A 24,258-nucleotide genomic window follows, 5' to 3' on the forward strand; every position below is an offset into this window, starting at 1 on the left:
CATATCTCGTGTTCCAATATTTGGTTATAATGGAATGGCAGGGGGGGTGTCATATGAGAAGAAAGTTTTATTTATGGGCATTGTTCTTAATCGTTCTTTTATTCGTTATTCCTCCATTACTGGCTCCCGCCATCCACAACGACACTCATCAAAAATCTGCGATACGAAAATATTTGGTGAAGGAGGGCCATCCCTATCAGAGTTTCGTTGCAAGAATGACGAGCAGGGGAAGGGATCAAGACCATGGTGAGAGGTATGAAGTCACTTGGCATGATTTTAGTAGTGATTCCGGAATGACCCCTGCCATTTTCTATGTGAAGAAGAATAAAAAGGGCTATTATGTCGAATCAGCAGGAACCGGCCCCTGAAGATCGCAAGCCTGATCACGAAAAAAGCAGCGGACACTTGTCAGCTGCTTGTCTCATGCAGTAATTTTTGTTTGGCTGTATAAGCCATGTGGAAGTATTTGCTCGCCTTCTTATCGTTTTCAGAGTTGTAGTACTCGGAGGCGAGCTTTTCGGCGTAATCCTGGACATATCCCCATAGCTGGACGGATTCAAAATAGGGAAAGGCTGCAGCGGCCGTCTGTTCCAGCTGCTCAGCAGAGGAGGACTGGTTGTATTCGCTCAGGATGGAGAAATGGTGGATGTACTCCTCGTTTTGAGCATCACGGGCCATTTTCAGCCCTCGGATGATCCAGTCATCGGCAATGTCATGGTTTCTGAGTTTCACATGTTCCCGTGCGATCAGGAAGGTCGTCTTGTAGTCGGTCTCTTTGTCTTCAAATACCTCGGTCAATAGGGCGATCGCTTTTACAGAAAGATTTTGCTCTGCATATAAAAGGCCGAGGTTGTAGCGGATCTTGAGCTCGAACGGTTCTTTTTTCAGGCTGTATGCACGAAGGATATCCAACGCAGATAGAAAATGGTGCTCGGCTTCCCGAAACTGTTTTAAAGAGGTTGAGGCGAGACCGATCACATTTTCGCTGCCGGCGAGTTTCACTTCATAGCCGGATTTGTTCTCAAAGTATTCTTTTGCCTTGATGGCGTGGCGGACGGCGAGCAGTGGCTGACGGATGTGATAATAAAAGGTAGCGACTTTGTAGTTGAATTCCGCTTTTTCGATCTCATCAGGAAACTGGTTTAACATCTTTTCAGCCAGCTGATAGTGCAGCTTGGCTTCGAGATAGTTCCCGGTGTCTGTCGCATAGATCGCTTTGAAGAAGTGAAAGTAATAGGATAAAAAATCGTCTGTTTCCCTTTTTTTCTCTTCAACCAGTTTGTTCAAGGTATACCGCGCTTCCCAAAGATCATTGACCAGAAGCTGATACCTGAAGCTTAACAAAGAGTAGTAGATAAAGAGGGTCTGTGTAGGATCGATTTCCATGTTCTCAATCTTTTCGTCAATTTCCAACTTCAATCTGCGGGATTCTACGAGGTTTTGTGAGAGAATTTCACGATACCAGCTGTTTAACAGCTGAGTCATCCGTTCCGTACTCGTCAGCTCTACTTCCATAGCGTACGCCCCACCCTTTAGCATAAATTTACAATTTAACACAATCTTAGCATAATCGTTATCTTTCCGATTGAGTAAATTGTCGTAATTAACTGAAAATTTTAACCTAACTTTTCTCCTAATTTTTTACTAGACAAGGGAGATTGGTCGGCAAGTCATAAAAAAGAGGGAAGGAGATCGCTCTCTTTCCCTCTTGCTGTTTTATGTTAAGGCCTGGGTGTGCAAACCTGCAACTCGAAAGTTACCCATTTGTCGTAGAAAATGTCTTACCGTGTTCCGCATTCGTAACTGCTGAATGATCCGCGATATAGCCACCAATCAATAAAGCACCAGCCAATGCAATACCTACAAGAGCACTTGTCATTTTCTTCATATTGACACCCCTCAATATTATTTGTTTTGTTTGTTCTGCTGAAGATTCCTCGGTACAGGATTTCAAAATCGAACGCTCCCGGCCTCCTTTGTCTTCAACAATATCTTACAATTTACAACAATAATAGCAAAGATTTTTAAATTTGCATTGGGTAAAATGTCGCAATTTACAAAATTTTCTTATATAACTTTTTTACTAATTTTTCCTTTGTTCTTGTTCCCAAGCGGCGAGGTTAAAAAAATAACCAAAAAGATAGTCTCATAGTGGTATAGACAACCTTTCAGCAGAGGAATACCCTTTAAATGACATCTTAGGAAAGGAAAGGAATGAAAAAGAAAGGAGGAATAAACATGAAAAAGTTAGCAGCCTGTATGCTGCTGGTTATTCTCTTCGCCGGGATCACTGCCCCATTGGCCGTCAGTGCGTCCAGCGAACACAGCGTGAAAATCCGTGTGATGAGCTATAACCTGCACTACGGAAACAGCATGGGGAATGTATATGATTTGAACGCCCAGGCTGAAGTGATCCGCCAGTCGGGGGCGGAGATCATCGGGCTTCAGGAAGTCGATGTTCATTGGGGCAGCCGGAGTTTGTTTGAAGACGATATGAAACTCCTTGCTGAAAAGCTTCATATGCATTACTTTTTCGCACCCATTTATGATCTGCCGCCGCTCAATGCCGGAGAGCCAAACCGCCAGTTTGGGGTAGGCGTATTGAGCAAGTATCCCATTGTGAGGGCAGTGAACCGGGAGATTACAAGACTGTCTACGCAAGTCCCCAACCCAGTTCCAGCTCCTGCACCTGGCTTTGCCCAAACCTTGATCAATGTTAAAGGGATCAAGCTCCATGTCTACTCTACACACCTCGATTACCGTGCGGATCCAGCCGTACGGGCTATGCAAGTGAACGATATGCTTTCCATATTGAAGGAGAGCTCCCGCCAGAAAATTTTATTCGGAGACATGAACGCTCAGCCGAATGCGCCCGAACTAAAGCCCCTTTTCAGCACTCTTCATGATACATGGAACAGCACAGAACTCGGGCTGACTTTTCCGGCGAACCATCCTTCATCCAAGATCGACTACATCCTAACCTCAACGCGTATCCGCTCAAGTTCTTCGTATATTACCAGCACACTTGCATCTGACCACCGTCCCATTATTGCTGATCTAGCCATACCGCGGCCGTTAAAATATAAGGAGGGAGTAAGATGACCAGCAAGTTCGTTCGTGTTTTATTCATTGTTCTGGCCTTCATGATGGCTTTTCCAAGCCAGTCACTCGGCGCTTCAAGCCCGGGGAAGCATGGAAAAGGAGAGGGCTGGATCAAACGTATCGTGAAGCACATGACGGTGGAGGAGAAGGTAGGCCAGGTCTTTATCATTCATGTGTATGGCAAAACGGCTGAGGACCCGGCCTATGAACAAACCAACATCAAACAGAAACGCGGAGCGAAAAACTTCGTGGAAGCAATTGGGAAGTATCATCTGGGAGGCGTCATTTATTTCAACTGGACGGATAATATCGGCATCCCGGTGGATAAGGCCCAAGTGAACAAGCTGTCCAATGATATTCAAAAAGCAGCGATGAAACAAAGGATGCCGATTCCGCTGTTCGTTTCCACTGACCAGGAGGGTGGAGTTGTGGCGCGTGTAACGGAGCCTGGCACCGTTTTCCCTGGGAACATGGCACTGGCTGCTGCTCAATCCGCAGACTATGCCAAACAGTCCGCCAGCATCATGGGTCTTGAACTGAAAAGCCTTGGCATTAACTTGAATTTTGCTCCGGATCTGGATGTGAACGTGAATCCCAACAATCCGGTTATCGGTGTTCGTTCGTTTTCTGAAAACCCGGACGTTGTTTCCCGTTTGGGTGTCGCCCAGGTGAAAGGATATCAGGAGCAGAACATGATGGCGACCGCCAAGCATTTTCCGGGCCACGGTGACACCGATGTAGATTCCCATTCCGGTCTGCCCATCATCAACCACGATTTGAAGACACTGAATGAAGTTGACTTGAAGCCGTTTAAAGCTGCCATCCACTCAGGGATTGATGCGATCATGACCGGACATCTTGTTGTACCGGCGCTCGATGATTCCGGAATGCCCGCTACGTTATCCAAGCCGATTCTGACTGGAGTGCTTCGTGAAAAGATGAAATTCAAGGGACTGATTATCACCGACAGCCTTGGCATGTCAGGAGCGAATATTGTGCCGCCTGACCGTGTCCCGGTGGAAGCGTTTAAAGCGGGTGCAGACATTCTATTAAATCCGCCGGATGTTGATGTTGCCTACAGCGGGCTGTTGAATGCGGTGAAGAGCGGAGAGATTTCCGAAAAACGCCTGGATCAGTCGGTGGCCCGCATTCTAAAAGCGAAGATGAAGCGTGGGTTGTTCCACCAACCGTATGTGAAGCCGGATGCGCTCAGCCAAATCGGTTTGCCTGAAAATCTTCAGAAAGCGGAGAACATGACGGATCAATCGATTACGATGATCAAAAATGAGAACCATACCCTGCCGATTCAGCAGGGAGATAAGGTGCTTGTGACCGGACCGTCCCTCGGCAAACCATTGGAACTGGCGTCAGCCTTGAAGGAGAAAGGATTAACGGCGAGCGGGTTTGCAACCGCAGCCAGTCCGACTGCAGCCGAGATCGCGAGTGCAGTGAATCAAATGGCCGGCAAGGATCTCGTCGTAGTCACCGCTTATACAGCTAACACGAACAGTGCTCAGCAGAACCTTGTAAAAGCTCTGCAAGCAGCGGGTAAGCCGGTTGTCCTCGCCTCCATGCGAAATCCGTACGACATTATGGCGCTGCCGGACGTTACGGCCAATATCTTAACCTATGGAAATCAAAATGTATCGGTGAGGTCCCTTGCGAAAGCCTTGGCTGGAGAAATCAGTCCAGGCGGCAAGCTGCCGATAACGATTCCAGGGAAATATCCATTCGGTTTTGGATTAAGCTACTGATTAAATGAAGCGAAAAGAGCTTGGGATGCAGGGTTTCCAAGCTCTTTTCATTTGAACGATTGTTTAATTTTTAGCGATATAGCCTTCCACTTTATTGACTCCGCCGCCGAACCAGCGTTTGCCTGTTCCCGTGTAGGTGTACCCGAAGCTGTCTTTTTGTTTGTAGTGATTGACCGCTTTATCAAGGTCATGAAAGACCCGATGAAGATAGACAAGCGCTGTTCTGTCCTTGGATAATGTCACCTCTTGTGCCAGGTCTTTGGCATTGTGCAGGTCCTTTTCTATATTTTTATTTTTCACGTGCAGGGTTTTGATGCTGCTTACGAGCTGGCGTGCATGTTCTTGCTGATCACGCCAGTTGATGCGGTGATCGGCATCATAGCAGAGGGTCTTGTTGTAGTATTGATGAAAAGAAGCAATGATTTGAGAGTAGGGTTCAGCGGAGGCTTGTCCTGTTCCGGCGGCTTCCACCCGTTCGGAAACGGATGTGGCTGAGATATAGTACCAGGCCGATCCAGCGATGCTGAACAATAGAAGGGCAAGGACAGTGAATGTTTTCTTTTGCTTAACGAATAGGCTCACGAAATCACTTCCTTCTAATTTTCTATTTATTCTGAATATTATACCATAATTTGGACTTAAAAATATTGTTTTCTTTGTAACTTCTGGTTTAAAGTGACGACTAATGAAGTGTAAATCAAAAATGATTTATAAAAAAACGAGGGTCTAAAGGAGAGGGTCTTGTTATGAAACCATGGAAAAAAATTACGGTATCAGTGTTGACGGCATCAGCTTTGCTAATGGGAGTGCCTTCTATAGCTGGAGCACAAGAAAAGCCCGATTATTCTATTTTTCAACTGCCTAAATCAGGTGTGCTGAAAGTGGGAGACAGAGGAGAAAACGTTAAAGTCTTGCAATGGGCGTTGAATAAAGTGGTGAATGCCGGGTTGAAAACTGACGGAATCTACGGTTCAAAAACAAAGAGTGCCGTTATCAAATTCCAAAAGAGTGCAAAATTAGTTGCAGACGGCATTTATGGAAAGAAAACGCATGCTGCCCTTTCGGAAAAAATCAATTCCTTCGGATTTCCGGAGATCGTTTTGAAGGAAGGCAGCAAGGGAGAAGCGGTGCGCATTCTTCAAAAAGGGCTTAATGAAATTGGATCTGGACTTACAGTTGACGGAATTTACGGCCCCAAAACAAAAGCTGCGGTTCTCAAGTTCCAAAAGAAATATCCTGAGTTAAAAGATACCGGTATTTTTGATGCAGACACGAGAATCCTTCTTGATAAAGTGTTGCATGACTGATTCCCATTCAAAAAAAGCTTGCAGTCTCGTTTAGAGGCCTGAGCCAACCTAAATAAGTGAGACAATATAAAACACCTTCGAACTGGTACAATGAAAAAACAAGTACTATTATCGGAGGTGTTTTTGCATGGGCAAAAACAGATATTCAAGCGAGACCAAATGGGCTGTGGTCAAAGACAAACTCAGCGGTCAGTTCACGACGAAAGAAATTATGGAGAAATATGGAGTAAAAAATAGTACTCAGATTAAAACATGGATGAAATGGTACCGTGAAAATGAACTTCACAGGGTTGATCAACCGATTGGGAAACAGTATTCATATGGGCATGGACCGGAATCCGCAAGTGAAGAAGAGAAAAAAGAACGACAACATTCCCACTTGAAAATGGAGAACGAAATCTTAAAAAAGTACGTAGAAATGGTAGAGGAGTTGAAAAAAGAATAGTTCTTCAATTCAACCAAACCAGGAATCATGGCCGTGTTCGTTGTGCTTACGTACTACATCGAGAAGTTCGCAACGAGATGGAGAGATACTGCCAAAGCATAACTAATTCGAGGGGCAGTGGTCCCTCGAATTTTTGTGTATGGAACAGCAGTTAATAAGAAAATGAAATGTTTTGATGAAAGTATGTAAAAGTGATTCTAAATGATAAGCCATGATAAGGGTTATCCTGTCATCTGTTTCATATCGAATTTACGTAAGGCTACTTTTCAAAAATAAAAAGAATCCTTTCCGTCAGTAAGTAAAGGATTCTTTTTAGATTTCTATTGTACACCTAAACAGACGTTGACTAAATTACTACGTTATTTTTTGTATTCTTTATATAACTCAATCATTGGCCGAATGGTAATGAAAAGTGCTCCTATAGTCAGCCAGACAAAGGCTAAACAAACCCACCCTTTAAAAAAAGTCACACTATACACATAGCCTGTTAAAAACATGATTCCTGGCAAAATGGCAATCAAGACTAGACTTAAACCAATCGCCCAGCGAGTATACAATTTAGTGTCCCTAATTAATTGATCTTCCATACTAGTTCCTCCTCTGTAGCTTGACCTTGATCTTGACCTTTCTCTTCATCAAAGCTTTTAAATTTCTCTTTTAATGATTCAAAATCAAATTCCTCAGAAGATAGTAAACTATGACCGATTGAAATAATACCGCTAACAATAAAAACAGCTAAATTTCCAAATAGCATTGGATATAGTTGACCCAAAGACTCAATATTAACATGACCAGTTAATATGTAAGCAGAACTGACCCATACAAAGACTCCTCCTATCATTCCTAATAAAGTGCCGTAAAAAGCTCCCTTGTTTGTTGCGCGTTTCCATGTCAATCCAAGTGTTATTGGAATAACCGCTGCACTGACAAATATACCCATTGCCATATAAACAAAGCCAAGACTTATTCCTAAATAGAAAAGTAGGATTGACAATAAACCCATTGCTAGGCCGAAACCTAGTGTAATAAAACGTGATACCTTTAATAATTTTTCACTACTGGCCGTCGGATGAATAGAATGACGATAAATATCAGTCACAATAATATTGGTTACTGCAGTAAGTTCGGCAGAACCAGCCGAAGTAACAGCCATAAATAACATGATGATAAACAAGAGAGAGCCTGCTGTACCTAACACATGAGATGCCATAACAGGAGCAACTGAATCAGGAGATGAAACAGCGATTCCCAAACCTGCTGCACTAACTCCTAGAATAGTAGCTATGGCAAATGGAATCGAAAACCATGCAAGTCCTCCATAAAGATATGCTTTAGAAGCAGCTTTATCCGTACTTGCAATGGCTCTTTGCCAATAAGCTTGATCCACAAAAACTGTCCCAAAATTCCCTACAATATTAATAATTCCAAATAGTAGTCCAGGAACCGATGCCATGGTGAGCATTTGTTTCGACTCAGGTAAGTGACGTAAGCCTTCGTAAATATTTGTAATTCCAAATTTGTAATAGACAGCTACTCCAAAAATAGCAAGTACAATAAATAAAATGACAGTATGTAAGTAGTCGGCAATAAAAGAAGCTTTTAATCCACCGATCATGGTGTAGAAGGTAAAAGTTAATGGGATAAGAAAAGCAGCAAGATATAAATTCATTCCCGTTAATTGGTGTAGGGTAATAGCTCCACCTAGAATAATCATGGAGGTTACAATTACATTTGTCCCTAAGGCAAATACCAGCATTAATCGATGATTCTTTTTATCGAATCGTTGAGCGATAAACTCTAAAAATGTGTGAGCTTTTGGTGCTTTTCGTTTTAAATGAATCGTAAGAATTGCAAACAATAAAATTTGAATTGTAGCACCAGCAGCATACCAAAAAGGTCCACTAATTCCATATTGATATCCTGTTGAAGAAGACATCATAAGCGTAGCTGCCCAAGTCCAAGCGGCCACAATTGAGGCACTTGCCAATCCGACACCGACACTCCTGCCGGCTGTATTAAATTTTTCCGCTGTCATTTCATTCCCATGTCTTTTGGAATCCATTCTATGTATTAGAACTGTAATTCCGGTAAAGATAACACCAAAAATTAATAGAATAAGATAACCAGTCATAGGTGTTAACATACTTATCCCTCCTCAAAATTGATTTAATATTCTTAAAATTACCACATGTTCTTTAAACTAACAATACATGTTAAGAAAAATAACATAAATATTTTTTTGAAGTTAATATTTATATATTCATGGTTTAATAATTTTCAAGTCTATACGTATGTTTTTTGAAAGAAAAGGTATATAAATAGCGTGTTTTAAGGGATTATTTTAGCTCGGGTATTATTTGAAATCGATTGGATTGTATGTTTTTTGTTGAAATAATCAGAATTTATACTATAACTTAATCAACTGTTATGTTATGTTTTATTACATAGAAGTTTGGAGGAGGTTTATAAAATGAAATTAACAGAAGTAGAAAAAGAGAAATTGTTAATTGTTGTTGCTGGTCAACTTGCTAAAGATCGAAAAGAACGAGGGGTTTTACTTAATTACCCTGAAGCAACTGCATATTTAACATGTTTTGTTATCGAAAAAGCACGTGACGGTAAAAGTGTCGCAGAGATAATGGAAATGGGACGTCACGTACTTACAATGGGGGATTTAATGGAAGGTGTACCTGAAATGCTAGAAAGTATTCAAGTGGAAGCAACATTTCCTGACGGTGTAAAGCTTGTAACGATTCATCAACCAATATCAATGGAGGTAAAAGCATGAAACCAGGAGCATTTCAAATAGCAGAGGGTACAATTGAAATAAATCAAGGCAGAGATAGATGCGAATTAGTTGTTAAAAATACCGGTTCACGTTCCATTCAAGTAGGTTCACACTTTCATTTTGCAGAAGTGAATGGTGCTCTTTCATTTGATCGAGAAAAAGCAATTGGCATGCGTCTTGATATACCATCCGGTACAGCTGTTCGAATGGAACCGGGAGAAGAAAAAAAAGTAGGTTTAGTTACGTTTGGTGGTCGAAGGACTGTATATGGATTGAATGGCATGAGTGAAGGATTTATGGATGAACGAGGAAAGGAAAAGACTATTAAGAAACTTACAGAAGCTGGTTGGATTACAGAGGAGGTTTTATCGTGAAGATATCTAAACAACAATACGCAGAACTCTTTGGACCGACTGTTGGAGATAAAGTACGCCTGGCGGATACTGATTTGTGGATAGAAATAGAAAAGGATTGTACGGTTTACGGTGAAGAAGTTATTTTTGGCGGGGGAAAAACAATTCGTGATGGAATGGGACAAAACGGAAGGATTACAGCTAAGGATGGTGCACTCGATTTAGTTATTACAAATGTGATTGTAGTAGACTATACAGGTATCATAAAAGCAGATGTTGGTGTAAAAGATGGACGAATTGTAGGCGTCGGTAAAAGTGGCAATCCAGATATAATGGATAAAGTGGACCCTGACCTAGTGATAGGAGCTGGAACTGAAGTTATTTCAGGCGAAGGCAAAATTTTAACTACTGGTGGTGTTGATACACATATTCATTTTATTTGCCCGCAACAGATGGATGTTGCTCTGTCTTCAGGAGTAACAACATTAATTGGTGGAGGAACTGGACCAGCTACCGGCAGTAAGGCTACAACGTGTACCTCAGGTCCATGGTATATGTCAAGAATGCTGGAAGCAGCTGAAGAATTTCCAGTTAACGTAGGATTTTTAGGAAAAGGAAATGCCTCCCATAAAGCTCCTTTAATTGAGCAGATAGAAGCAGGAGCAATAGGTCTTAAACTTCATGAAGATTGGGGATCAACTCCTAGAGCGATTGAAACTTGTATGGAAGTAGTAGAGCAAGCTGATGTTCAAGTGGCGATACATACAGATACACTAAATGAAGCTGGCTATTTAGAGAATACACTTGAAGCAATTGGCGATCGTGTTATTCACACATATCATATTGAAGGAGCGGGTGGTGGACATGCTCCAGACATAATGAAATTAGCTTCCTATCCAAATATTTTACCGTCCTCTACAACACCGACAATGCCTTACACAACGAATACCATGGAAGAACATTTAGATATGATGATGGTATGCCACCATTTAGATGCGAATGTTCCAGAGGATGTTGCTTTTAGTCGCTCACGTATTCGTGCAGCAACAATTGCTGCAGAAGATATCTTACATGATATGGGTGCTATTAGCATGATGTCTTCCGATTCTCAGGCAATGGGGCGTATTGGTGAGGTGATTATCCGTACATGGCAAACGGCTGATAAAATGAAAAAACAACGTGGTGCTGTTGCTGGTGAAAACGGAAATGATAATGAACGTGTAAAACGGTATGTTGCTAAATATACAATTAACCCAGCTATTACACATGGAATTAGTCATGAAGTAGGGTCAATTGAAAAAGGGAAATTGGCTGACCTTGTTTTATGGGACCCAATATTCTTTGGTGTAAAGCCAGAGCTTGTTTTAAAAGGCGGGATGATTGCACGTGCGCAAATGGGAGACCCTAATGCTTCGATCCCAACTCCAGAACCAGTGTTTATGCGTAGAATGTACGCTTCATATGGTAAGGCTAACCGTTCTACATCGATCACATTTATGTCACCCGCAAGTATTGATCTTGGTGTTCCTCAAAAATTAGGTTTAACGAAAATGATTTCACCGGTTCGTAATATCCGAAATTTGAGCAAATTAGATATGAAGTTAAACAATGCTTTACCTCACATTGAAATTAATCCAAAAACCTATCAAGTGTTTGCTGATGGAAAAGAGATTTCATGTCAACCTGTTAGCTATGTACCACTTGGACAACGTTACTTTTTATTCTAACTTTGCTAACTAAAATCAACAAATTAGAAAAGTTTATGACTAAATAAAGCCTATGGATTCCATAGGCTTTTACGATGCGAAACCCAGGTGCCTGGCACCATTGCCCTGTCTCAAATCGCTAGGTCAGTCTAGCCGGCAAGCTTTTTTGTCCTATTTCGTTACCAATACCGGGCAGCTGGCTTCGGACAGTACTCTTTGGCTGACACTGCCGAGAACCAAACGCTTGAAACCGCTGAGACCGCGGCTGCCCATAATAATCAGGTCCATGTCATGGGTGGTGGCATAGCTGCAGATGGAGCGTGCGGCTTCACCTTCGAGCAGTTTGGTTTTCACACTGATAAATGTCTCTGGAACAGCGTCTCTCGCTTTTGCCAACAGCTCCTCTCCATGGCTTTTCTCCATGGTGGCGGCCTGTCTGACTTCCTGTTCGATCGAATCCTGATAGGCTGCCATCGAATATCCTTCTCCATATAGCGGATAAGGCGTCTCGTTCAATACGTGGGCGAGAGTCAATTCAACACCCAGGTTCTTTGCCAGCTCGATTCCATGTTCCAGTGCCTGCTGGCTTCCTTCCGATCCATCGAGCGCCACAAGAATTTTTTCATACTTCATGATCGTTCTCCTCCTTTTTTCTAGTGAAAATAGCAGTGAGAAGCATTCGTGTATGTTTTTATCCAATGGCTTGGCGGTAAAAGAAATGTTTATACTTTTCCATTACCTAATCCGGCAGGTTTTAAACCCCTGCCTTAAGGTTCAAGGTGACTCTTTATGCGGCTGCTTCAGCATGACATCGATTTCTTGAAAGAGAGGATGATTCAAACTTTGTGCCATCCTCCTTTTTATGAAATATGAGCTCCCTTTTCCTTTTTTTCCAAGAGCCATATCGCCATTTGCAGCGTTAGGGCATCCCTAAAACTCCTGGGGTCATAACCAGTTTGTTCTTTAATTTTATTGAGCCTGTAAATCAATGTATTTCGGTGAATATGGAGGCAGTCTGCCGTTTTCTGCATGTTAAGGTGATGTTCAAAAAACACCTGAAGAGTTTCGATAAAAGGGCGCAGCGACCGGTGGAGCACGCGCTGGAGGAGCCTTGTTCCTGCTGCCGTTTCTGTCTGATAAATAAGAGCTTTTGCTTCAAGTTCGGCAAAAGAGACCACTTCCTGATTGCTATTGCTGATTTCAAGCGCAAGAGAGCAATCTTCATAGGAGCGGTGAAACATTTGAAGATCCGCATAAAGGGTACTGAAGGCCAGGCGGAAGGTCAGTTTAAGAAATTTCAGCACTTGATAAATTGCTTCTATTCTCTTGTGGACGATTTCATCTTTCATACCGGATAAGGCGATGCATAATCGGTTGGTGTTCACAAAGCCGATCAGGCAGCCGGCTGCACCGGCTGCTTTTTCAAGTTGTTGAAGAATGATCGTATCGGAAAGAGAACGGTCCTCCAGCTGAATGACCAGGGTATGATAGGGAGGAGCAAGTTTAATGTGAAGAAGGTTAAGCCGGCGCTCGATATGTTCCATAGCAGGATCTTCTTTAAGAAGGTTTTCGATGATCATTTCTTTCGTGCGCTGCTGCCACTCTGCCTGTGTAGCCATGTAGGCCTGTTTGATCAGAAGTTCGGTTGTCATTTTAACAAGTCCCCCAAAATCCCTCATTTCCTCAGGATCTCCAGTAATTCCGATCACACCGACAATTTTTTCATCAAAAATAATAGGGAGGTTAATGCCGGATTGTGCTCCTTTCCATTTTCCCTCATGATCCGTCGGTATTGTGAAAGGCTGTTTGGTCTGCAACACCTCAAGTGCCCCTTCGTGCATGTGATAAAGGCGGGACGGGTCGCAGGAAGCAATGATAATTCCTTTGCTGCTCATAATATTGACGTTTCGGTTTAAACGGGCAGACGTTTCCTTGACGATCATCTCGGCAATTTCCGTTGTGAGCATAACAGCCTCCTTTGGTTGAATCATACAAAAGAATCAAATTTTAAACCTGTGTTTCTGGTTGTTTCGACCATAGATTTCTAATATTCAGATAAGTATAATATAAAAAAATGCAAACTGAAAGCGTTTTCGAAGGAGGAGGTTTAATGATGAAGATTGTGATCGCTCCCGATTCCTATAAAGGAAGCGTATCAGCGGTGGAGGCGGCAGAAGCTATTGAACGGGGGGTCAGGAATGCCGACCCTTCCATCCAAACGATCCTTGTTCCGGCGGCCGACGGTGGTGAAGGAACGCTGGACACATTGGTTTCAGCAACGGGAGGAAGGAAAAAAACAGTACGGGTAACGGGTCCGCTTCACAATGATCTGAATGCTGAATACGGCATTTTAGGAGATGAGAAGACATGTGTCATCGAGATGGCTTCTGCCTCAGGCCTCTGTCTTGTTTCTCCTGAACACCTTAATCCGCTGACAGCGACGACATACGGTACAGGACAATTAATGAAACAGGCACTGGATGACGGGTTTCGTTCCTTTGTGTTGGCCATAGGAGGCTCTGCTACAAATGACGGCGGAGCGGGAATGCTGCAGGCATTAGGTTTAAAGCTCCTGGATGAGAACGGCAGCAGCATTCCATTCGGTGGCGGTGAGCTCCATAAAATAAAAAAAATAGATCTTTCCGGCTTCGATCAGCGGGTCAAAGAATGCTCTTTTCTCATCGCCTCAGACGTGCAAAATCCGCTCGTCGGCAAGGAAGGCGCATCAGCCGTATTCGGCCCGCAAAAAGGGGCAACAGAAGAGATGGTGAAAATTCTCGATGATAACCTTGTCCACTGGGCGGACCTGGTGGAGCAAGCGACAGGAGTCAGGCTTCACGATATGCCTGGTGCGGGAGCCGCAGGGGGCATCGGGGGTGCGTTTCAAGCGTTCTTTCCGGCACAGATGAAGCGGGGAGTGGATGTTGTCACCGAGTATGCCGGGCTGCCGCAGGCTTTGGACGGAGCCGACTTGGTCATCACGGGTGAAGGAAGGGTCGATTACCAGACAGCTTCAGGAAAAACACCGATGGGGGTAGCGCAGCTGGCCAAAGAGAGTAATGTTCCAACCCTTATCCTTGCCGGATCCGTCGGAGAGGGTACAGAAGTTCTCTATCAATACGGAGTCATCAGTATCACAAGTATGATTCAGCAGCCATTAACACTCGGGGAGGCCATGAAGCGTGCGCCTCAATTGCTGGAGTATAGTGCAGAGCAGCTCGTAAGAACGTTTATTCAGCCAAACGGAAAGCGAGGGTCTAGACGATGAAGCTTAAACAAACGATTGAAAGAGTGCCCGGCGGTCTCATGGTCGTGCCGTTATTGTTCGGTGCGCTGCTTAATACGATCGATCAGCTTCACCTTCCTCCTGTGATGAAATTTTTAGAGTCACTTGGTGTAGCAAAAACACCGGAAGGCTATTACGAGTTTTTGAGAATCGGCGGCTTCTCGCAGGAACTGTTTAAAGACAGTGCACTCGTACTGATCGCTCTGTTCCTTTTTTGTGCAGGAAGCCAGATGAATTTACGGGTTGGAGGAGCGGCTCTGAAAAAGGGAGTGCTCCTCGTTGTTTCCAAATATTTGACGGGCCTCGTTATCGGTCTTCTGTTTGGCTGCTTTTTTAACCCGATGGACGGTCTCTTCGGGTTGTCCACAATGGCCATTATTGCTGCGATGACGAACGGAAACGGCGGAATGTATGCCGCGCTGACAGGCCAGTATGGAAATCGGTCCGACGTTGGGGCAGTAGCAGTTCTCTCCTTGAACGATGGCCCGTTTTTTACGTTAATGTCATTGGGACTTCTGGGATCCAGCTTTCCGATCATCGCTTTCATTGCCGTTCTCTTGCCGATCGCGATCGGGATGATTCTCGGAAATTTGGACGAAGATATTCGCGACTTTCTTAAAGCGGGAGAGATCCTGCCTGTTCCGTTCTTTGCCTTTGCTCTCGGAGCCGGTATGAACCTGGCTAGTTTCTTTAATCCTTCGGTCGTTACAGCGGGCCTTACGATCGGGGTCTTAACTACGGTTCTTACAGGATTCACAGGCATTCTCGTGTTTAAATTATTCAGGGAAAACAGCTATATCGCACCGGTTTCTGAAGCTTCCACCGCCGGGAACGCCGCCGGCACGCCCGCTGCCATCGCCGCGGCAGCCTCCGTTGCAGCGGGATCTGGAATGATGAGTGCAGCAGAAGCACAGTCCTACAAGGAAATTGTCAACATAGCTACGGCACAGATCTCCATCGCCACGTTGACGACCGCTATTTTATGTCCGATCGCTGTCATTTTAATGGACAAGTATCAAAGAAGAAAAGGAATCAATGGCCGGCTGGAGAAGTTTGAATTGGAAAGCAGCTCCATCCAGAAGGAACGTGTTCCCCCGACCACAACCTGATCAGCTTATTTAGAAGGAGAGAGCGTAAATGGAAACGACCTTGTTATATGGAAAAGAAGGACTGAAGCTCCGTTTGCCTGAATCCGCTTTTATTGTGGAGCCAAACAACCTAGCTGGGCTTGAAGATGATGAACAGGCTCTGCTGGAATCATTGCGGAAACCAATCGGCACGCCGCCGCTGAAAGAAATGGTCAAACCGACGGATCGGGTGGCGATTGTCATCAGTGACATTACAAGACCTACACCGAACGACAAGCTTGTTCCGCTGTTGATCAAGGAACTGGATCACGTGCCGCTTCGGAATTTTGTCATCATTAACGGAACGGGCACCCACAGGGACCAGACGAGGGAAGAGTTCGTTCAGATGCTCGGCGAATGGGTCGTGGACAATGTCAGGATCATCAATAACCAATGCCATGATAACGAATCCCTTGTGAATTTGGGAAGAAGCCGGTTCGGCTGTGATGTGTGTTTGAACAAGGAGTATGTGGAGGCTGACTTCCGCATCGTTACCGGATTTATTGAACCACACTTTTTTGCCGGCTTTTCCGGCGGCCCTAAGGGAATCATGCCAGGCATTGCCGGAATTGAGACCATCATGACGTTCCATAATGCGAGAATGATAGGAGATCCGCGTTCCACCTGGGGGAATATGGTGGATAATCCCGTTCAGGAGATGACCCGCGAGATCAATCAAATGTGCAAACCTCATTTCATGCTGAACGTGACCTTGAACCGGGAAAAAGAGATCACGAATGTGTTTGCCGGTGAATTGTATGAAGCCCATGACAAAGGCTGCGCGTTTGTGAAAGAGCATGCCATGATTCAGTGCGAAGAACGGTTTGACGTCGTCATTACCTCAAATTCGGGTTATCCGCTTGACCAAAATCTGTATCAGGCCGTCAAGGGGATGAGCGCCGCCCATAAGATCGTAAAAGAAGGGGGAACGATCATTATTGCTTCTGAGTGTTCAGACGGGCTGCCGGATCACGGTAACTACTCAAAGATCTTTCAGTTTGCCCAAACACCTCAAGCTCTGCTTGATCTGATCAATGATCCGGAGTTTAAGATGTTCGATCAATGGCAGGTGCAAAAACAGGCGGTGACCCAGGTATGGGCGGATGTTTATGTATATTCAACACTCACAGATGAACAGGTGAGAGGAGCCATTCTTGAGCCCACTCATGATATCGAGGGGACTCTTGAGGCGCTGAAAGAAAAGTACGGACCGGGCATGACGATTGCAGTATTGCCGCTAGGGCCCCTTACCATTCCTTATGTCGAAGAACGGAGGGGTCACATTGCTGCACGCTAAGTTTGAGAGACTGGAAGAGATTTTACGTGAGATGAAGACGGTTGTTGTTGCTTTTTCAGGCGGGGTCGACAGTACCTTCCTGCTGAAGGTGGCCCTTGATACGCTTGGCAGGGACAACGTGCTGGCGGTGACCGCTGATAGCGAGACCTACCCTTTTGAAGAGCTGGAGGAGGCGAAACGGCTAGCATCCCTTCTCGGTGCCAGGCACCAGATCATTGAAACATCAGAACTGAGCATTCCAGGCTACTCCGAAAATACGTCCAACCGCTGTTATTTTTGTAAAAAGAGCTTGTTTGAGCATCTCATACCGATCATGCAGGAGCACGGCTATGAAAACATGGTGTTTGGCCTTATTGCCGATGATATGGGAGAACACCGGCCCGGCACAAAAGCAGCGAGGGAATATAACGTACGGGGTCCGATTCAGGAAGCGGATCTGTATAAGAGTGAAATCCGGGAGCTTTCTCAAGCCATGGGTCTGCCTACGTGGGATAAGCCTTCTTTCGCGTGCCTCTCTTCACGGATTGCGTATGGCGAAGAGATCACCATTGAAAAGCTGCGGAAGATTGACCGTTCAGAACAGGCCATCCGCGCACTTGGCATCCGCCAGGTACGGGTGCGCACTCACGGGGATATGGCCCGGATTGAAGTGGAGCCCCAAGAGATGCCAAAGCTTCTTCATCATCATGAGGAAATCACCTCCAGGCTGCAGGAATTTGGCTATATGTACGTGACGATGGACCTTACCGGCTATAAGAGCGGAAGCATGAACAAGGTCCTTGCCGAAGCAAAAACAACGTGAGAGGGGCGGATCGGATGAAAAAGTTTGAAGACTTGGGCTTCAGTAAAGTAGATCTGGATCGCGAGACGCGTACAGGCTATCCCGAGGTCATTTACGGAGAAGGGAAGACAGCGGGACAAATCGAGCAGATCATGGCGACGCTGATTGAAACCCATGGCAAGGTGATGGTTACGAGGCTATCAGAAGAAAAGGCAGCTGTGTTAACGAAAGCTTATCCGGATGCACATTATCATGCGGTTTCACGGATTCTTCTATACGGTTCACCAAGGGATAAATACGGCGGTGATGTAATGGTGCTATGTGCAGGCACATCAGATCTTCCTGTTGCCGAAGAGGCGGCAGTTACGGCGGATTGGATGGGCTGTAATGTAAACCGTCTGTATGATGTGGGTGTCGCAGGCATCGACCGTTTGCTTGCCTACCGTGAGGAAATCACAAAGGCCAGTGTGCTTATCGTCGTGGCCGGAATGGAAGGGGCATTGCCGAGTGTCGTAGGAGGCATGGTTCAGCGGCCCGTCATTGCGGTTCCGACTTCTGTCGGCTACGGGGCACATCTGCAAGGATTGACGCCGCTTCTCGCCATGCTCACTTCCTGTGCTTCAGGCATGAGCGTCGTAAATATTGATAACGGATTCGGGGCCGCCTACCAAGCGGCGCTGATTCTTAAACTTGCCACAGAGGGGGTCCAGCATGAAACAGCTCTATCTTGATTGCCAGTATGGGATATCGGGCGACATGACCTTGTCTGCGCTCATTGATTTAGGAGCAGACCTTGCTTATATTACGGAGCATTTAAAAGAATTGCCGATCGATCCGTTTTCTATATCGGTGAAACGGGTCGATAAAAGAGGAATCTCCTCCAATCTGCTGGATCTTCAGTTCAGCGCGGCTGAATTGGTGGTGGCAGGTGTAAATGCAGATGCAGGACATCACCATGACCATGAAGAAGAAGGCCATTCCCACCATCATGCCCACTCTCATCAAGGGCATTCGCACAGCCAAGACCATTCTTCGCACAGCCACGGGCATTCGGACAGCGATGGGCATTCGCATGACCATGAGCATTCTTCGCACAGCCATGAACATTCGCATGACCATTTACATACCCATCATCACCACCACGAACATCGCAAAGCATCCACAATTTTAGAGATGATTCGAACGAGCGATCTGCCTGCTAGGGTAAAAGACAGGAGTCAAAGGGTCTTTGAAGTGATCGCTGAGGCAGAAGGTAAAATTCACGGGATGGATCCAAAAGAGGTCCATTTCCATGAAGTCGGGGCGATGGACTCCATCATTGATATTATTGGCGTCTGCCTGGCTCTTGAAAGTCTGGAGATTGATAGAATTACAGCCTCACCGGTGCCGACAGGCCATGGGAAAGTCAAGATGGCTCACGGACTCTATCCGATTCCGGCTCCAGCAACTGCGGAAATCCTGAGAGGAGTTCCTCTTGAAGATTTTCATGTAAGAGGTGAATTAACGACGCCAACCGGGGCTGGCTTCCTAAAAGCTTTAGCGGATGATTATGGATACATGCCAGCGCGCGCCATCGACAGGATCGGCTACGGCGCCGGCCAGAAAGATTTTGAGCATCCGAATGTCCTTCGTGCTATTTTATTTGAATGATAGTTTACCTGATTTCGCTGATGGACGCCGTTTTATGAAAATGATGTGTTCTGTGAGTAAATGGTGGAAAACGGGGAGTAAAGTAGGCAATTCCGTGAGTAAATGATCGAAAACGGTGAGTAAACTCTGACTTTCCGTGAGTAAGTCATGACGAACCGCAAGTAACGCTGCAGGGCATAAGTGAGAATATTCAGATCGGATCAATTATGGCTGGATTTGGCTCAATCATTCCCGGGTTTGGCTCAATCATTTCATTTTCCGCCCAATTAACGTTCAGTTTGACGACTCCATCCCAAAAACACCTCACAAAAAGGAACCTCAGCCGTCTGAGGACCCTTTTTCGGTACTCTATGAAGCTCTTATTTAGAAACGATCTTTCTCATCGACTCTGCAACGGATTCCTTCCGTTCTTACTTTTAAAATAAAAATAGTACATTATCTCTAGTTTTCAGAAAAGCAAAAAAACAAATTGACACACTTTGACACGATGTACTATGATTATCACAGAAAATGAAAACACAGAACTGAGTTTTATATTATAAAACAACCAAGGCATTGCACCCAGAGAAGAACGTCCAACGCACATTCTATTGAGGGAGCAATGCCTTTTCTTCGGAGAATAACGAAAACTTGGTTTTATAATATAGAACAAAATCACCTCAAGAAGTAAAAAACAAATTTTTTTGCGCAGAGATGTTACCGCTTTCAAAAAAACAAAAAAGGATGGGTGAGCTCCATGAAATTGAAGAAAGGTTTAGGGGTTATGATGGTCGCGGCATTATTATCATCTCTTTTGTTATCAGGCTGTGGAAGCCAGTCTTCATCTTCCTCCTCAGGAGAAAAGACAAAGACGATCAAAATCGCCAACTACTTTGCTAAAGATCATCCACAGAACGTAGCACTCAGGGAGAAGTTCAAGCCGATGGTGGAAAAGGAATCGGGCGGTACGCTGAAGGTTCAGATCTACGATAACAGCACGCTCGGGGCGGAAAAGGAATTTTACGACGGGGTGCGAAACGGCACGATTGAAATGGGGATACCGGGGCTGATCATGCAGGCCGATATTGAAAAAATGGCGGTGCCGGAGTGGCCGTTTCTTTTTAAGGACTATGAACATGTGAAGAAGGTGCTGAACGGGCCGATCGGCAAGGAGCTAACAGAAGACATGGAAAAGAAGCATGGAGTAAAGCCCCTGGCATGGAGCGCAAATGGGTTCAGGATGTTTTCGAGCAACAAAGCCCTTCAGGACATGAACGATCTTAAAGGGCTTCGGATGAGGATGCCAAATATCCCTAACTATATCAAGCTAGGGAAGCTGCTGGGGATGAATGTGACGCCGATGCCGATTTCTGAAGTGTTTTCTGCTCTCGAACAAAAGGTGGTGGATGGCCAGGATAACCCTGTGGCTACTTTACGGGCGTCCGGCTGGTATGAGGTTCAGAGCAATGTACTGGAATCCAAGCATATGTTTAGTCCGAACATCTACATCATTAACAGCAAATTTTTCAATGGACTGTCCAAAAAACAGCAAAAAGTCATTGAAAAAGCATCCAAATCCGCTGCTGACTATGAATTTGGCCTGATGGAAAAAAGTTATGATGCTGATAAAAAATTCTTGTCAGGCAAAAACGTGAAATTTACAACACCTGATGCAGCGTTCGAAAAGAAAATGGAAGATGCGGCACAGCCGATGTACGACGAATTCTACAAGCAATATGACTGGGCCGAGGATCTCGTTAAAAGGATAAAAGCTGAACAATAAGATCGGGATGAAAGGAGGGAAAAAGATGGAAAAGGTCTCAAAGTACTTAGAACGACTGCTGAATATATTTATGGCCGCAGCATTGGGGATGATGGTCATTCTTGTATTTGGAAACGTTGTATTGCGCTACCTTTTTAACTCAGGGATTACATGGTCGGAGGAAATGTCGCGGTATTTGTTCATATGGCTCACATTCCTCGGTGCGATCGGTGCCTTTAAAAGCAAGGAGCACCTGGGGGTAGACATGCTGGTCAGGCGGTTGCCCAAGAGAGCAAAGAAAGTAGTACTCGTAATCAGTGATCTGCTCATGCTGTTTGTTCTCTTCCTTGTTCTTGAAGGCAGCTGGAAAATGACCATGATCAACATGGACAGCAAAGCGCCTGCTACTGGCCTGCCTCTTTCCTTTGTTTATGGGACCGGAATTCTGGTCAGTGTGGCGATGGGGCTGATCCTTATCAACAATCTATACAAAGTGCTATCCAACAAGCTGGAGGAAAAAGATCTCATCCTGATCAGCGATTCAGAAGAATTGATAGATTTTCAGGAAAATGAACTTGGGAAGGAGGAGAAACAAGCATGATTGGAGTGTTTATTGGTTCACTGCTCGGTACGATGGCACTTGGAATGCCTATAGCGTTTGCGCTGCTTTTAAGCGGTGTTGCACTTATGTTCTTTCTTGGCATCTTCGACAGCCAGATCATCGCTCAAAACTTAATTAACGGAGCTGACAACTTTCCCCTGATGGCCATTCCTTTCTTTATGCTGGCAGGTGAAGCCATGAACGCCGGCGGCCTTTCTCAGCGCATCGTCCAGATGGCCATGTCGGTGGTCGGACATATCAGAGGCGGCCTCGGTTATGTGGCTATTATTGCAAGCGTTTTATTTGCCAGTCTGTCAGGTTCTGCTGTTGCTGATACCGCTGCATTGGGAGCAATCCTGATCCCGATGATGGTGAAGAGCGGCTACGATGTTAACCGTTCGAGCGGACTCATTGCCTCGGGGGGGATCATTGCACCGATCATCCCGCCAAGTATTGGTTTTATCATATTTGGAGTAACGAGCGGAGTATCCATCACCAAGCTTTTCATGGCTGGAATTGTGCCAGGAATGTTGCTGGCAGTTGGGCTTTGTGTGACATGGGCCATTGTCGCACACAAGGATAAGGTCAAAGTTCAGCCCCGTAAATCGATGAAAGAAATCCTGATCTCGGTGAGAAAAGGGTTTTGGGCGCTTCTATTGCCGGTCATTATTATCGGCGGCCTGCGCGGCGGTATTTTTACACCGACTGAAGCAGCGGTTGTTGCGGCCGTATATGCTCTGTTCGTCGGACTGGTCATCTACCGTGAACTGAAAATTTCAGAGCTATACGGCATCTTGGTGCGGTCGGCAAAAATGACAAGTGTCGTTATGTTTCTTGTTGCCGCAGCGCTCGTATCCTCGTGGCTGATCACGGTAGCTAATCTGCCTGCTCAAGTCATCGGGCTGCTCGAGCCGCTCATGGACCATCCGCTGCTCATCCTATTAATGATCAACCTGCTAGTCATTCTGATTGGGACAGCGATGGACATGACCCCGACGATTCTTATCCTTACCCCTGTTTTAATGCCTGTTATCCAGCAGGCGGGGATTGACCCTGTTTATTTCGGGGTTCTGTTTATTATTAATAATGCGATCGGCCTCCTGACTCCTCCGGTGGGTACAGTATTGAACGTTGTTTGCGGAATCAGCAAGATCAGTATGGAGGACATCATGAAAGGGATATGGCCGTTTCTTCTGGTGGAAGTGATCGTGCTGGTCCTGCTGATCTTATTCCCGTCCCTCGTTATGGTTCCGCTTGGATGGTTTACCTGATTAATAAGGAGTGAAAGTTATGAGCAAGTTTAAAGTGGTAGTCACAGACTGGGAATATGATGATCTGCGGTATGAAGAAGCCGTTTTTCATCTCTATCCCGAAATTGAACTGGTTGCGGCACAATGCCGGACAGAAGAAGAGGTCATCGAGGCGTGCCGGGATGCGGACGCACTGGTGAATCAGTACGCTCCCATCAGCAAGCAGGTCATAGAGAAGCTGGAAAAGTGCAAAGTGATCACGCGTTACGGTGTCGGTGTAAACACGATTGATCTGGATGCTGCGACTGCAAAGGGAATCTGTGTCGCCAATGTCCCGGATTATTGTATGGACGAAGTGGCGGACCATGCGCTGGCTCTTCTGCTTTCTGCCAAACGAAAAGTCGTGGCCGCTAACCAAAACGTGAAGAAGGGTCTGTGGGATTTTAAAGTCACCCAGCCGATCCACCGTCTTCGCGGCCAGGTGCTCGGGCTTGTAGGCTTTGGCAAGATTCCGCAAAGCCTTGCTGAGAAGGCCAAGCCTCTCGGGTTTAAAGTGGTGGCTTTTGATCCGTATTTTTCAAAAGAAGATGCGCTGAAAAAAGGGGTCGAACTCGTCAGCCTTGAGGAGCTATGCCGTATATCAGACGTCATTTCCGTACACGCTCCGTTAATGGATGGAACGAGAGGGATGATCAATGCCTCACTGTTTTCCGTGATGAAAGACACCGCTCTTCTCATCAACACTTCCAGGGGGCCGGTCGTGGATGAACAAGCCTTAATCGATGCATTGGAATCAGGAAAAATCGGAGGTGCGGCTCTGGACGTGATCGAAGAAGAACCCATCTCTGCCGGCCACCCGTTCCTCTCCATGGAAAACGTCATTTTAACACCGCATGTCGCGTGGTATTCCGAGGAGGCAGCAAAAGAGATGAGGACGAAAGCGGCGCTGGGAGCCGTCGATGTGCTGATGTGCAAGGAATATCCGAAGTATCTCGTCAACGTTCAAGTGAAAGAGCAATCACACCTTAAGTCCAGTCAGCCGGAAAGCCGTTATGTGATGAGTTAGCCAT

General features: G+C 45.4%; 25 protein-coding genes. 18 read left to right on the forward strand and 7 right to left on the reverse strand.

Translation table 11 applies throughout. From position 1 onward, the window contains the following. Positions 1-53 precede the first annotated feature (53 nt). Entirely contained in the window at positions 54-368 is a 315-nt protein-coding gene (locus QYF49_RS02325; protein WP_290398018.1) for a hypothetical protein, read from the forward strand. Between the two features lie 40 nt (positions 369-408). Here QYF49_RS02325 and QYF49_RS02330 read toward each other — a convergent pair whose 3' ends face one another. Continuing rightward, entirely contained in the window at positions 409-1,515 is a 1,107-nt protein-coding gene (locus tag QYF49_RS02330) for a response regulator aspartate phosphatase (RefSeq protein WP_290398019.1), read from the reverse strand. A 241-nt stretch (positions 1,516-1,756) separates the two neighbouring features. Beyond that, positions 1,757-1,954 carry a hypothetical protein gene (locus QYF49_RS02335; RefSeq protein WP_290398020.1) on the reverse strand — a complete coding sequence of 66 codons (198 nt, stop codon included), beginning with the start codon at positions 1,952-1,954 and terminating at the stop codon, positions 1,757-1,759. Positions 1,955-2,238: 284 nt separating this feature from the next. Here QYF49_RS02335 and QYF49_RS02340 point away from each other — a divergent pair, with 284 nt between their 5' ends. Together QYF49_RS02340 and QYF49_RS02345 are read left to right on the forward strand one after the other, a co-directional pair. After that, the gene (locus tag QYF49_RS02340) at positions 2,239-3,102 is read left to right on the forward strand and encodes an endonuclease/exonuclease/phosphatase family protein (protein WP_290398021.1); all 864 of its coding nucleotides are present in this window, start codon (positions 2,239-2,241) and stop codon (positions 3,100-3,102) included. Beyond that, positions 3,099-4,856, forward strand: a complete 1,758-nt coding sequence (locus QYF49_RS02345; RefSeq protein WP_290398022.1) for a glycoside hydrolase family 3 protein — start codon at positions 3,099-3,101, stop codon at positions 4,854-4,856. The genes QYF49_RS02340 and QYF49_RS02345 overlap by 4 nt, the downstream gene beginning before the upstream one ends. Before the next feature lie 63 nt (positions 4,857-4,919). On the opposite strand, the gene QYF49_RS02350 is transcribed toward QYF49_RS02345, so the two are convergent. Beyond that, positions 4,920-5,438 carry a hypothetical protein gene (locus tag QYF49_RS02350; protein WP_290398023.1) on the reverse strand — a complete coding sequence of 173 codons (519 nt, stop codon included), beginning with the start codon at positions 5,436-5,438 and terminating at the stop codon, positions 4,920-4,922. Between the two features lie 164 nt (positions 5,439-5,602). Between QYF49_RS02350 and QYF49_RS02355 the strand changes: the two genes are divergently transcribed. After that, positions 5,603-6,163: a peptidoglycan-binding domain-containing protein gene (locus tag QYF49_RS02355; RefSeq protein WP_290398024.1), complete on the forward strand. Its 561-nt coding sequence runs from the start codon at positions 5,603-5,605 to the stop codon at positions 6,161-6,163. 127 nt (positions 6,164-6,290) lie between these two features. Beyond that, positions 6,291-6,608 (forward strand): transposase, encoded by a 318-nt coding sequence (locus QYF49_RS02360; protein ID WP_290398025.1) that lies wholly within the window; start codon positions 6,291-6,293, stop codon positions 6,606-6,608. Positions 6,609-6,967: 359 nt separating this feature from the next. On the opposite strand, the gene QYF49_RS02365 is transcribed toward QYF49_RS02360, so the two are convergent. Further along, positions 6,968-7,195, reverse strand: coding sequence for a hypothetical protein (locus QYF49_RS02365; protein WP_290398026.1), 228 nt, complete (start codon positions 7,193-7,195; stop codon positions 6,968-6,970). Next, complete coding sequence (locus QYF49_RS02370) at positions 7,180-8,751, reverse strand: sodium:solute symporter family protein (RefSeq protein ID WP_290398027.1); 1,572 nt, start codon at positions 8,749-8,751, stop codon at positions 7,180-7,182. The genes QYF49_RS02365 and QYF49_RS02370 overlap by 16 nt, the downstream gene beginning before the upstream one ends. A gap of 327 nt (positions 8,752-9,078) precedes the next feature. Here QYF49_RS02370 and ureA point away from each other — a divergent pair, with 327 nt between their 5' ends. From ureA to ureC, 3 genes are read left to right on the forward strand one after another with little or no spacing between them, the layout of a single operon-like run. Beyond that, complete coding sequence (ureA, locus tag QYF49_RS02375) at positions 9,079-9,396, forward strand: urease subunit gamma (RefSeq protein WP_290398028.1); 318 nt, start codon at positions 9,079-9,081, stop codon at positions 9,394-9,396. After that, a complete protein-coding gene (ureB, locus tag QYF49_RS02380) occupies positions 9,393-9,770 on the forward strand; it encodes an urease subunit beta (RefSeq protein WP_290398029.1) in 378 nt (125 codons plus the stop codon). Before ureA ends, ureB begins: the two co-directional genes overlap by 4 nt. Continuing rightward, positions 9,767-11,476, forward strand: a complete 1,710-nt coding sequence (gene ureC, locus QYF49_RS02385; RefSeq protein ID WP_290398030.1) for an urease subunit alpha — start codon at positions 9,767-9,769, stop codon at positions 11,474-11,476. The genes ureB and ureC overlap by 4 nt, the downstream gene beginning before the upstream one ends. 150 nt (positions 11,477-11,626) lie before the next feature. On the opposite strand, the gene QYF49_RS02390 is transcribed toward ureC, so the two are convergent. Both QYF49_RS02390 and QYF49_RS02395 read right to left on the reverse strand, forming a co-directional pair. Next, on the reverse strand, positions 11,627-12,088 hold the full coding sequence (locus QYF49_RS02390; protein ID WP_290398031.1) for a universal stress protein: 462 nt from the start codon (positions 12,086-12,088) through the stop codon (positions 11,627-11,629). 227 nt (positions 12,089-12,315) lie between these two features. Next, positions 12,316-13,422, reverse strand: a complete 1,107-nt coding sequence (locus tag QYF49_RS02395) for a CdaR family transcriptional regulator (protein WP_290398032.1) — start codon at positions 13,420-13,422, stop codon at positions 12,316-12,318. Positions 13,423-13,568: 146 nt separating this feature from the next. Here QYF49_RS02395 and QYF49_RS02400 point away from each other — a divergent pair, with 146 nt between their 5' ends. The 10 genes from QYF49_RS02400 (at position 13,569) to QYF49_RS02445 (ending at position 24,254) form a co-directional block, all read left to right on the forward strand. Beyond that, positions 13,569-14,723: a glycerate kinase gene (locus QYF49_RS02400; protein ID WP_290399020.1), complete on the forward strand. Its 1,155-nt coding sequence runs from the start codon at positions 13,569-13,571 to the stop codon at positions 14,721-14,723. Further along, positions 14,720-15,850 (forward strand): 2-keto-3-deoxygluconate permease, encoded by a 1,131-nt coding sequence (locus QYF49_RS02405; RefSeq protein ID WP_290398033.1) that lies wholly within the window; start codon positions 14,720-14,722, stop codon positions 15,848-15,850. The genes QYF49_RS02400 and QYF49_RS02405 overlap by 4 nt, the downstream gene beginning before the upstream one ends. 28 nt (positions 15,851-15,878) lie before the next feature. Beyond that, positions 15,879-17,165, forward strand: coding sequence for a nickel-dependent lactate racemase (larA, locus tag QYF49_RS02410; RefSeq protein ID WP_290398034.1), 1,287 nt, complete (start codon positions 15,879-15,881; stop codon positions 17,163-17,165). Next, the gene (gene larE / locus QYF49_RS02415) at positions 17,128-17,967 is read left to right on the forward strand and encodes an ATP-dependent sacrificial sulfur transferase LarE (RefSeq protein ID WP_425589535.1); all 840 of its coding nucleotides are present in this window, start codon (positions 17,128-17,130) and stop codon (positions 17,965-17,967) included. Before larA ends, larE begins: the two co-directional genes overlap by 38 nt. Before the next feature lie 14 nt (positions 17,968-17,981). Next, positions 17,982-18,677, forward strand: coding sequence for a nickel pincer cofactor biosynthesis protein LarB (larB, locus tag QYF49_RS02420; RefSeq protein WP_290398036.1), 696 nt, complete (start codon positions 17,982-17,984; stop codon positions 18,675-18,677). Next, positions 18,658-19,596 (forward strand): nickel pincer cofactor biosynthesis protein LarC, encoded by a 939-nt coding sequence (gene larC / locus QYF49_RS02425; RefSeq protein WP_290398037.1) that lies wholly within the window; start codon positions 18,658-18,660, stop codon positions 19,594-19,596. Before larB ends, larC begins: the two co-directional genes overlap by 20 nt. Positions 19,597-20,332: 736 nt before the next feature. Then, complete coding sequence (locus QYF49_RS02430) at positions 20,333-21,358, forward strand: TRAP transporter substrate-binding protein (RefSeq protein ID WP_290398038.1); 1,026 nt, start codon at positions 20,333-20,335, stop codon at positions 21,356-21,358. A 25-nt stretch (positions 21,359-21,383) separates the two neighbouring features. Beyond that, on the forward strand, positions 21,384-21,938 hold the full coding sequence (locus QYF49_RS02435; protein ID WP_290398039.1) for a TRAP transporter small permease: 555 nt from the start codon (positions 21,384-21,386) through the stop codon (positions 21,936-21,938). Further along, positions 21,935-23,209: a TRAP transporter large permease subunit gene (locus tag QYF49_RS02440; protein WP_290398040.1), complete on the forward strand. Its 1,275-nt coding sequence runs from the start codon at positions 21,935-21,937 to the stop codon at positions 23,207-23,209. Before QYF49_RS02435 ends, QYF49_RS02440 begins: the two co-directional genes overlap by 4 nt. 19 nt (positions 23,210-23,228) lie before the next feature. Then, positions 23,229-24,254 (forward strand): C-terminal binding protein, encoded by a 1,026-nt coding sequence (locus tag QYF49_RS02445; RefSeq protein ID WP_290398041.1) that lies wholly within the window; start codon positions 23,229-23,231, stop codon positions 24,252-24,254. Positions 24,255-24,258: the final 4 nt, after the last annotated feature.

The sequence above is a fragment of the Fictibacillus terranigra genome, from assembly GCF_030412265.1.
GTDB classification, from domain to species: Bacteria; Bacillota; Bacilli; order Bacillales; family Fictibacillaceae; genus Fictibacillus_C; species Fictibacillus_C terrinigri.

What these genes read in the sequence shown, in the direction of transcription:
- larE (WP_425589535.1), top strand. Translation starts at nt 17,128, where the DNA reads ATGTCGAAGAACGGAGGGGTCACATTGCTGCACGCTAAGTTTGAGAGA.
- QYF49_RS02345 (WP_290398022.1), top strand. Translation starts at nt 3,099, where the DNA reads ATGACCAGCAAGTTCGTTCGTGTTTTATTCATTGTTCTGGCCTTCATG.
- QYF49_RS02365 (WP_290398026.1), bottom strand. Translation starts at nt 7,195, where the DNA reads ATGGAAGATCAATTAATTAGGGACACTAAATTGTATACTCGCTGGGCG.
- QYF49_RS02330 (WP_290398019.1), bottom strand. Translation starts at nt 1,515, where the DNA reads ATGGAAGTAGAGCTGACGAGTACGGAACGGATGACTCAGCTGTTAAAC.
- ureA (WP_290398028.1), top strand. Translation starts at nt 9,079, where the DNA reads ATGAAATTAACAGAAGTAGAAAAAGAGAAATTGTTAATTGTTGTTGCT.
- QYF49_RS02400 (WP_290399020.1), top strand. Translation starts at nt 13,569, where the DNA reads ATGAAGATTGTGATCGCTCCCGATTCCTATAAAGGAAGCGTATCAGCG.
- ureB (WP_290398029.1), top strand. Translation starts at nt 9,393, where the DNA reads ATGAAACCAGGAGCATTTCAAATAGCAGAGGGTACAATTGAAATAAAT.
- QYF49_RS02390 (WP_290398031.1), bottom strand. Translation starts at nt 12,088, where the DNA reads ATGAAGTATGAAAAAATTCTTGTGGCGCTCGATGGATCGGAAGGAAGC.
- QYF49_RS02430 (WP_290398038.1), top strand. Translation starts at nt 20,333, where the DNA reads ATGAAATTGAAGAAAGGTTTAGGGGTTATGATGGTCGCGGCATTATTA.
- QYF49_RS02405 (WP_290398033.1), top strand. Translation starts at nt 14,720, where the DNA reads ATGAAGCTTAAACAAACGATTGAAAGAGTGCCCGGCGGTCTCATGGTC.
- QYF49_RS02435 (WP_290398039.1), top strand. Translation starts at nt 21,384, where the DNA reads ATGGAAAAGGTCTCAAAGTACTTAGAACGACTGCTGAATATATTTATG.
- QYF49_RS02340 (WP_290398021.1), top strand. Translation starts at nt 2,239, where the DNA reads ATGAAAAAGTTAGCAGCCTGTATGCTGCTGGTTATTCTCTTCGCCGGG.
- QYF49_RS02440 (WP_290398040.1), top strand. Translation starts at nt 21,935, where the DNA reads ATGATTGGAGTGTTTATTGGTTCACTGCTCGGTACGATGGCACTTGGA.
- QYF49_RS02395 (WP_290398032.1), bottom strand. Translation starts at nt 13,422, where the DNA reads ATGCTCACAACGGAAATTGCCGAGATGATCGTCAAGGAAACGTCTGCC.
- larC (WP_290398037.1), top strand. Translation starts at nt 18,658, where the DNA reads ATGAAACAGCTCTATCTTGATTGCCAGTATGGGATATCGGGCGACATG.
- larA (WP_290398034.1), top strand. Translation starts at nt 15,879, where the DNA reads ATGGAAACGACCTTGTTATATGGAAAAGAAGGACTGAAGCTCCGTTTG.
- larB (WP_290398036.1), top strand. Translation starts at nt 17,982, where the DNA reads ATGAAAAAGTTTGAAGACTTGGGCTTCAGTAAAGTAGATCTGGATCGC.
- QYF49_RS02445 (WP_290398041.1), top strand. Translation starts at nt 23,229, where the DNA reads ATGAGCAAGTTTAAAGTGGTAGTCACAGACTGGGAATATGATGATCTG.
- QYF49_RS02325 (WP_290398018.1), top strand. Translation starts at nt 54, where the DNA reads ATGAGAAGAAAGTTTTATTTATGGGCATTGTTCTTAATCGTTCTTTTA.
- QYF49_RS02360 (WP_290398025.1), top strand. Translation starts at nt 6,291, where the DNA reads ATGGGCAAAAACAGATATTCAAGCGAGACCAAATGGGCTGTGGTCAAA.
- QYF49_RS02355 (WP_290398024.1), top strand. Translation starts at nt 5,603, where the DNA reads ATGAAACCATGGAAAAAAATTACGGTATCAGTGTTGACGGCATCAGCT.
- QYF49_RS02370 (WP_290398027.1), bottom strand. Translation starts at nt 8,751, where the DNA reads ATGTTAACACCTATGACTGGTTATCTTATTCTATTAATTTTTGGTGTT.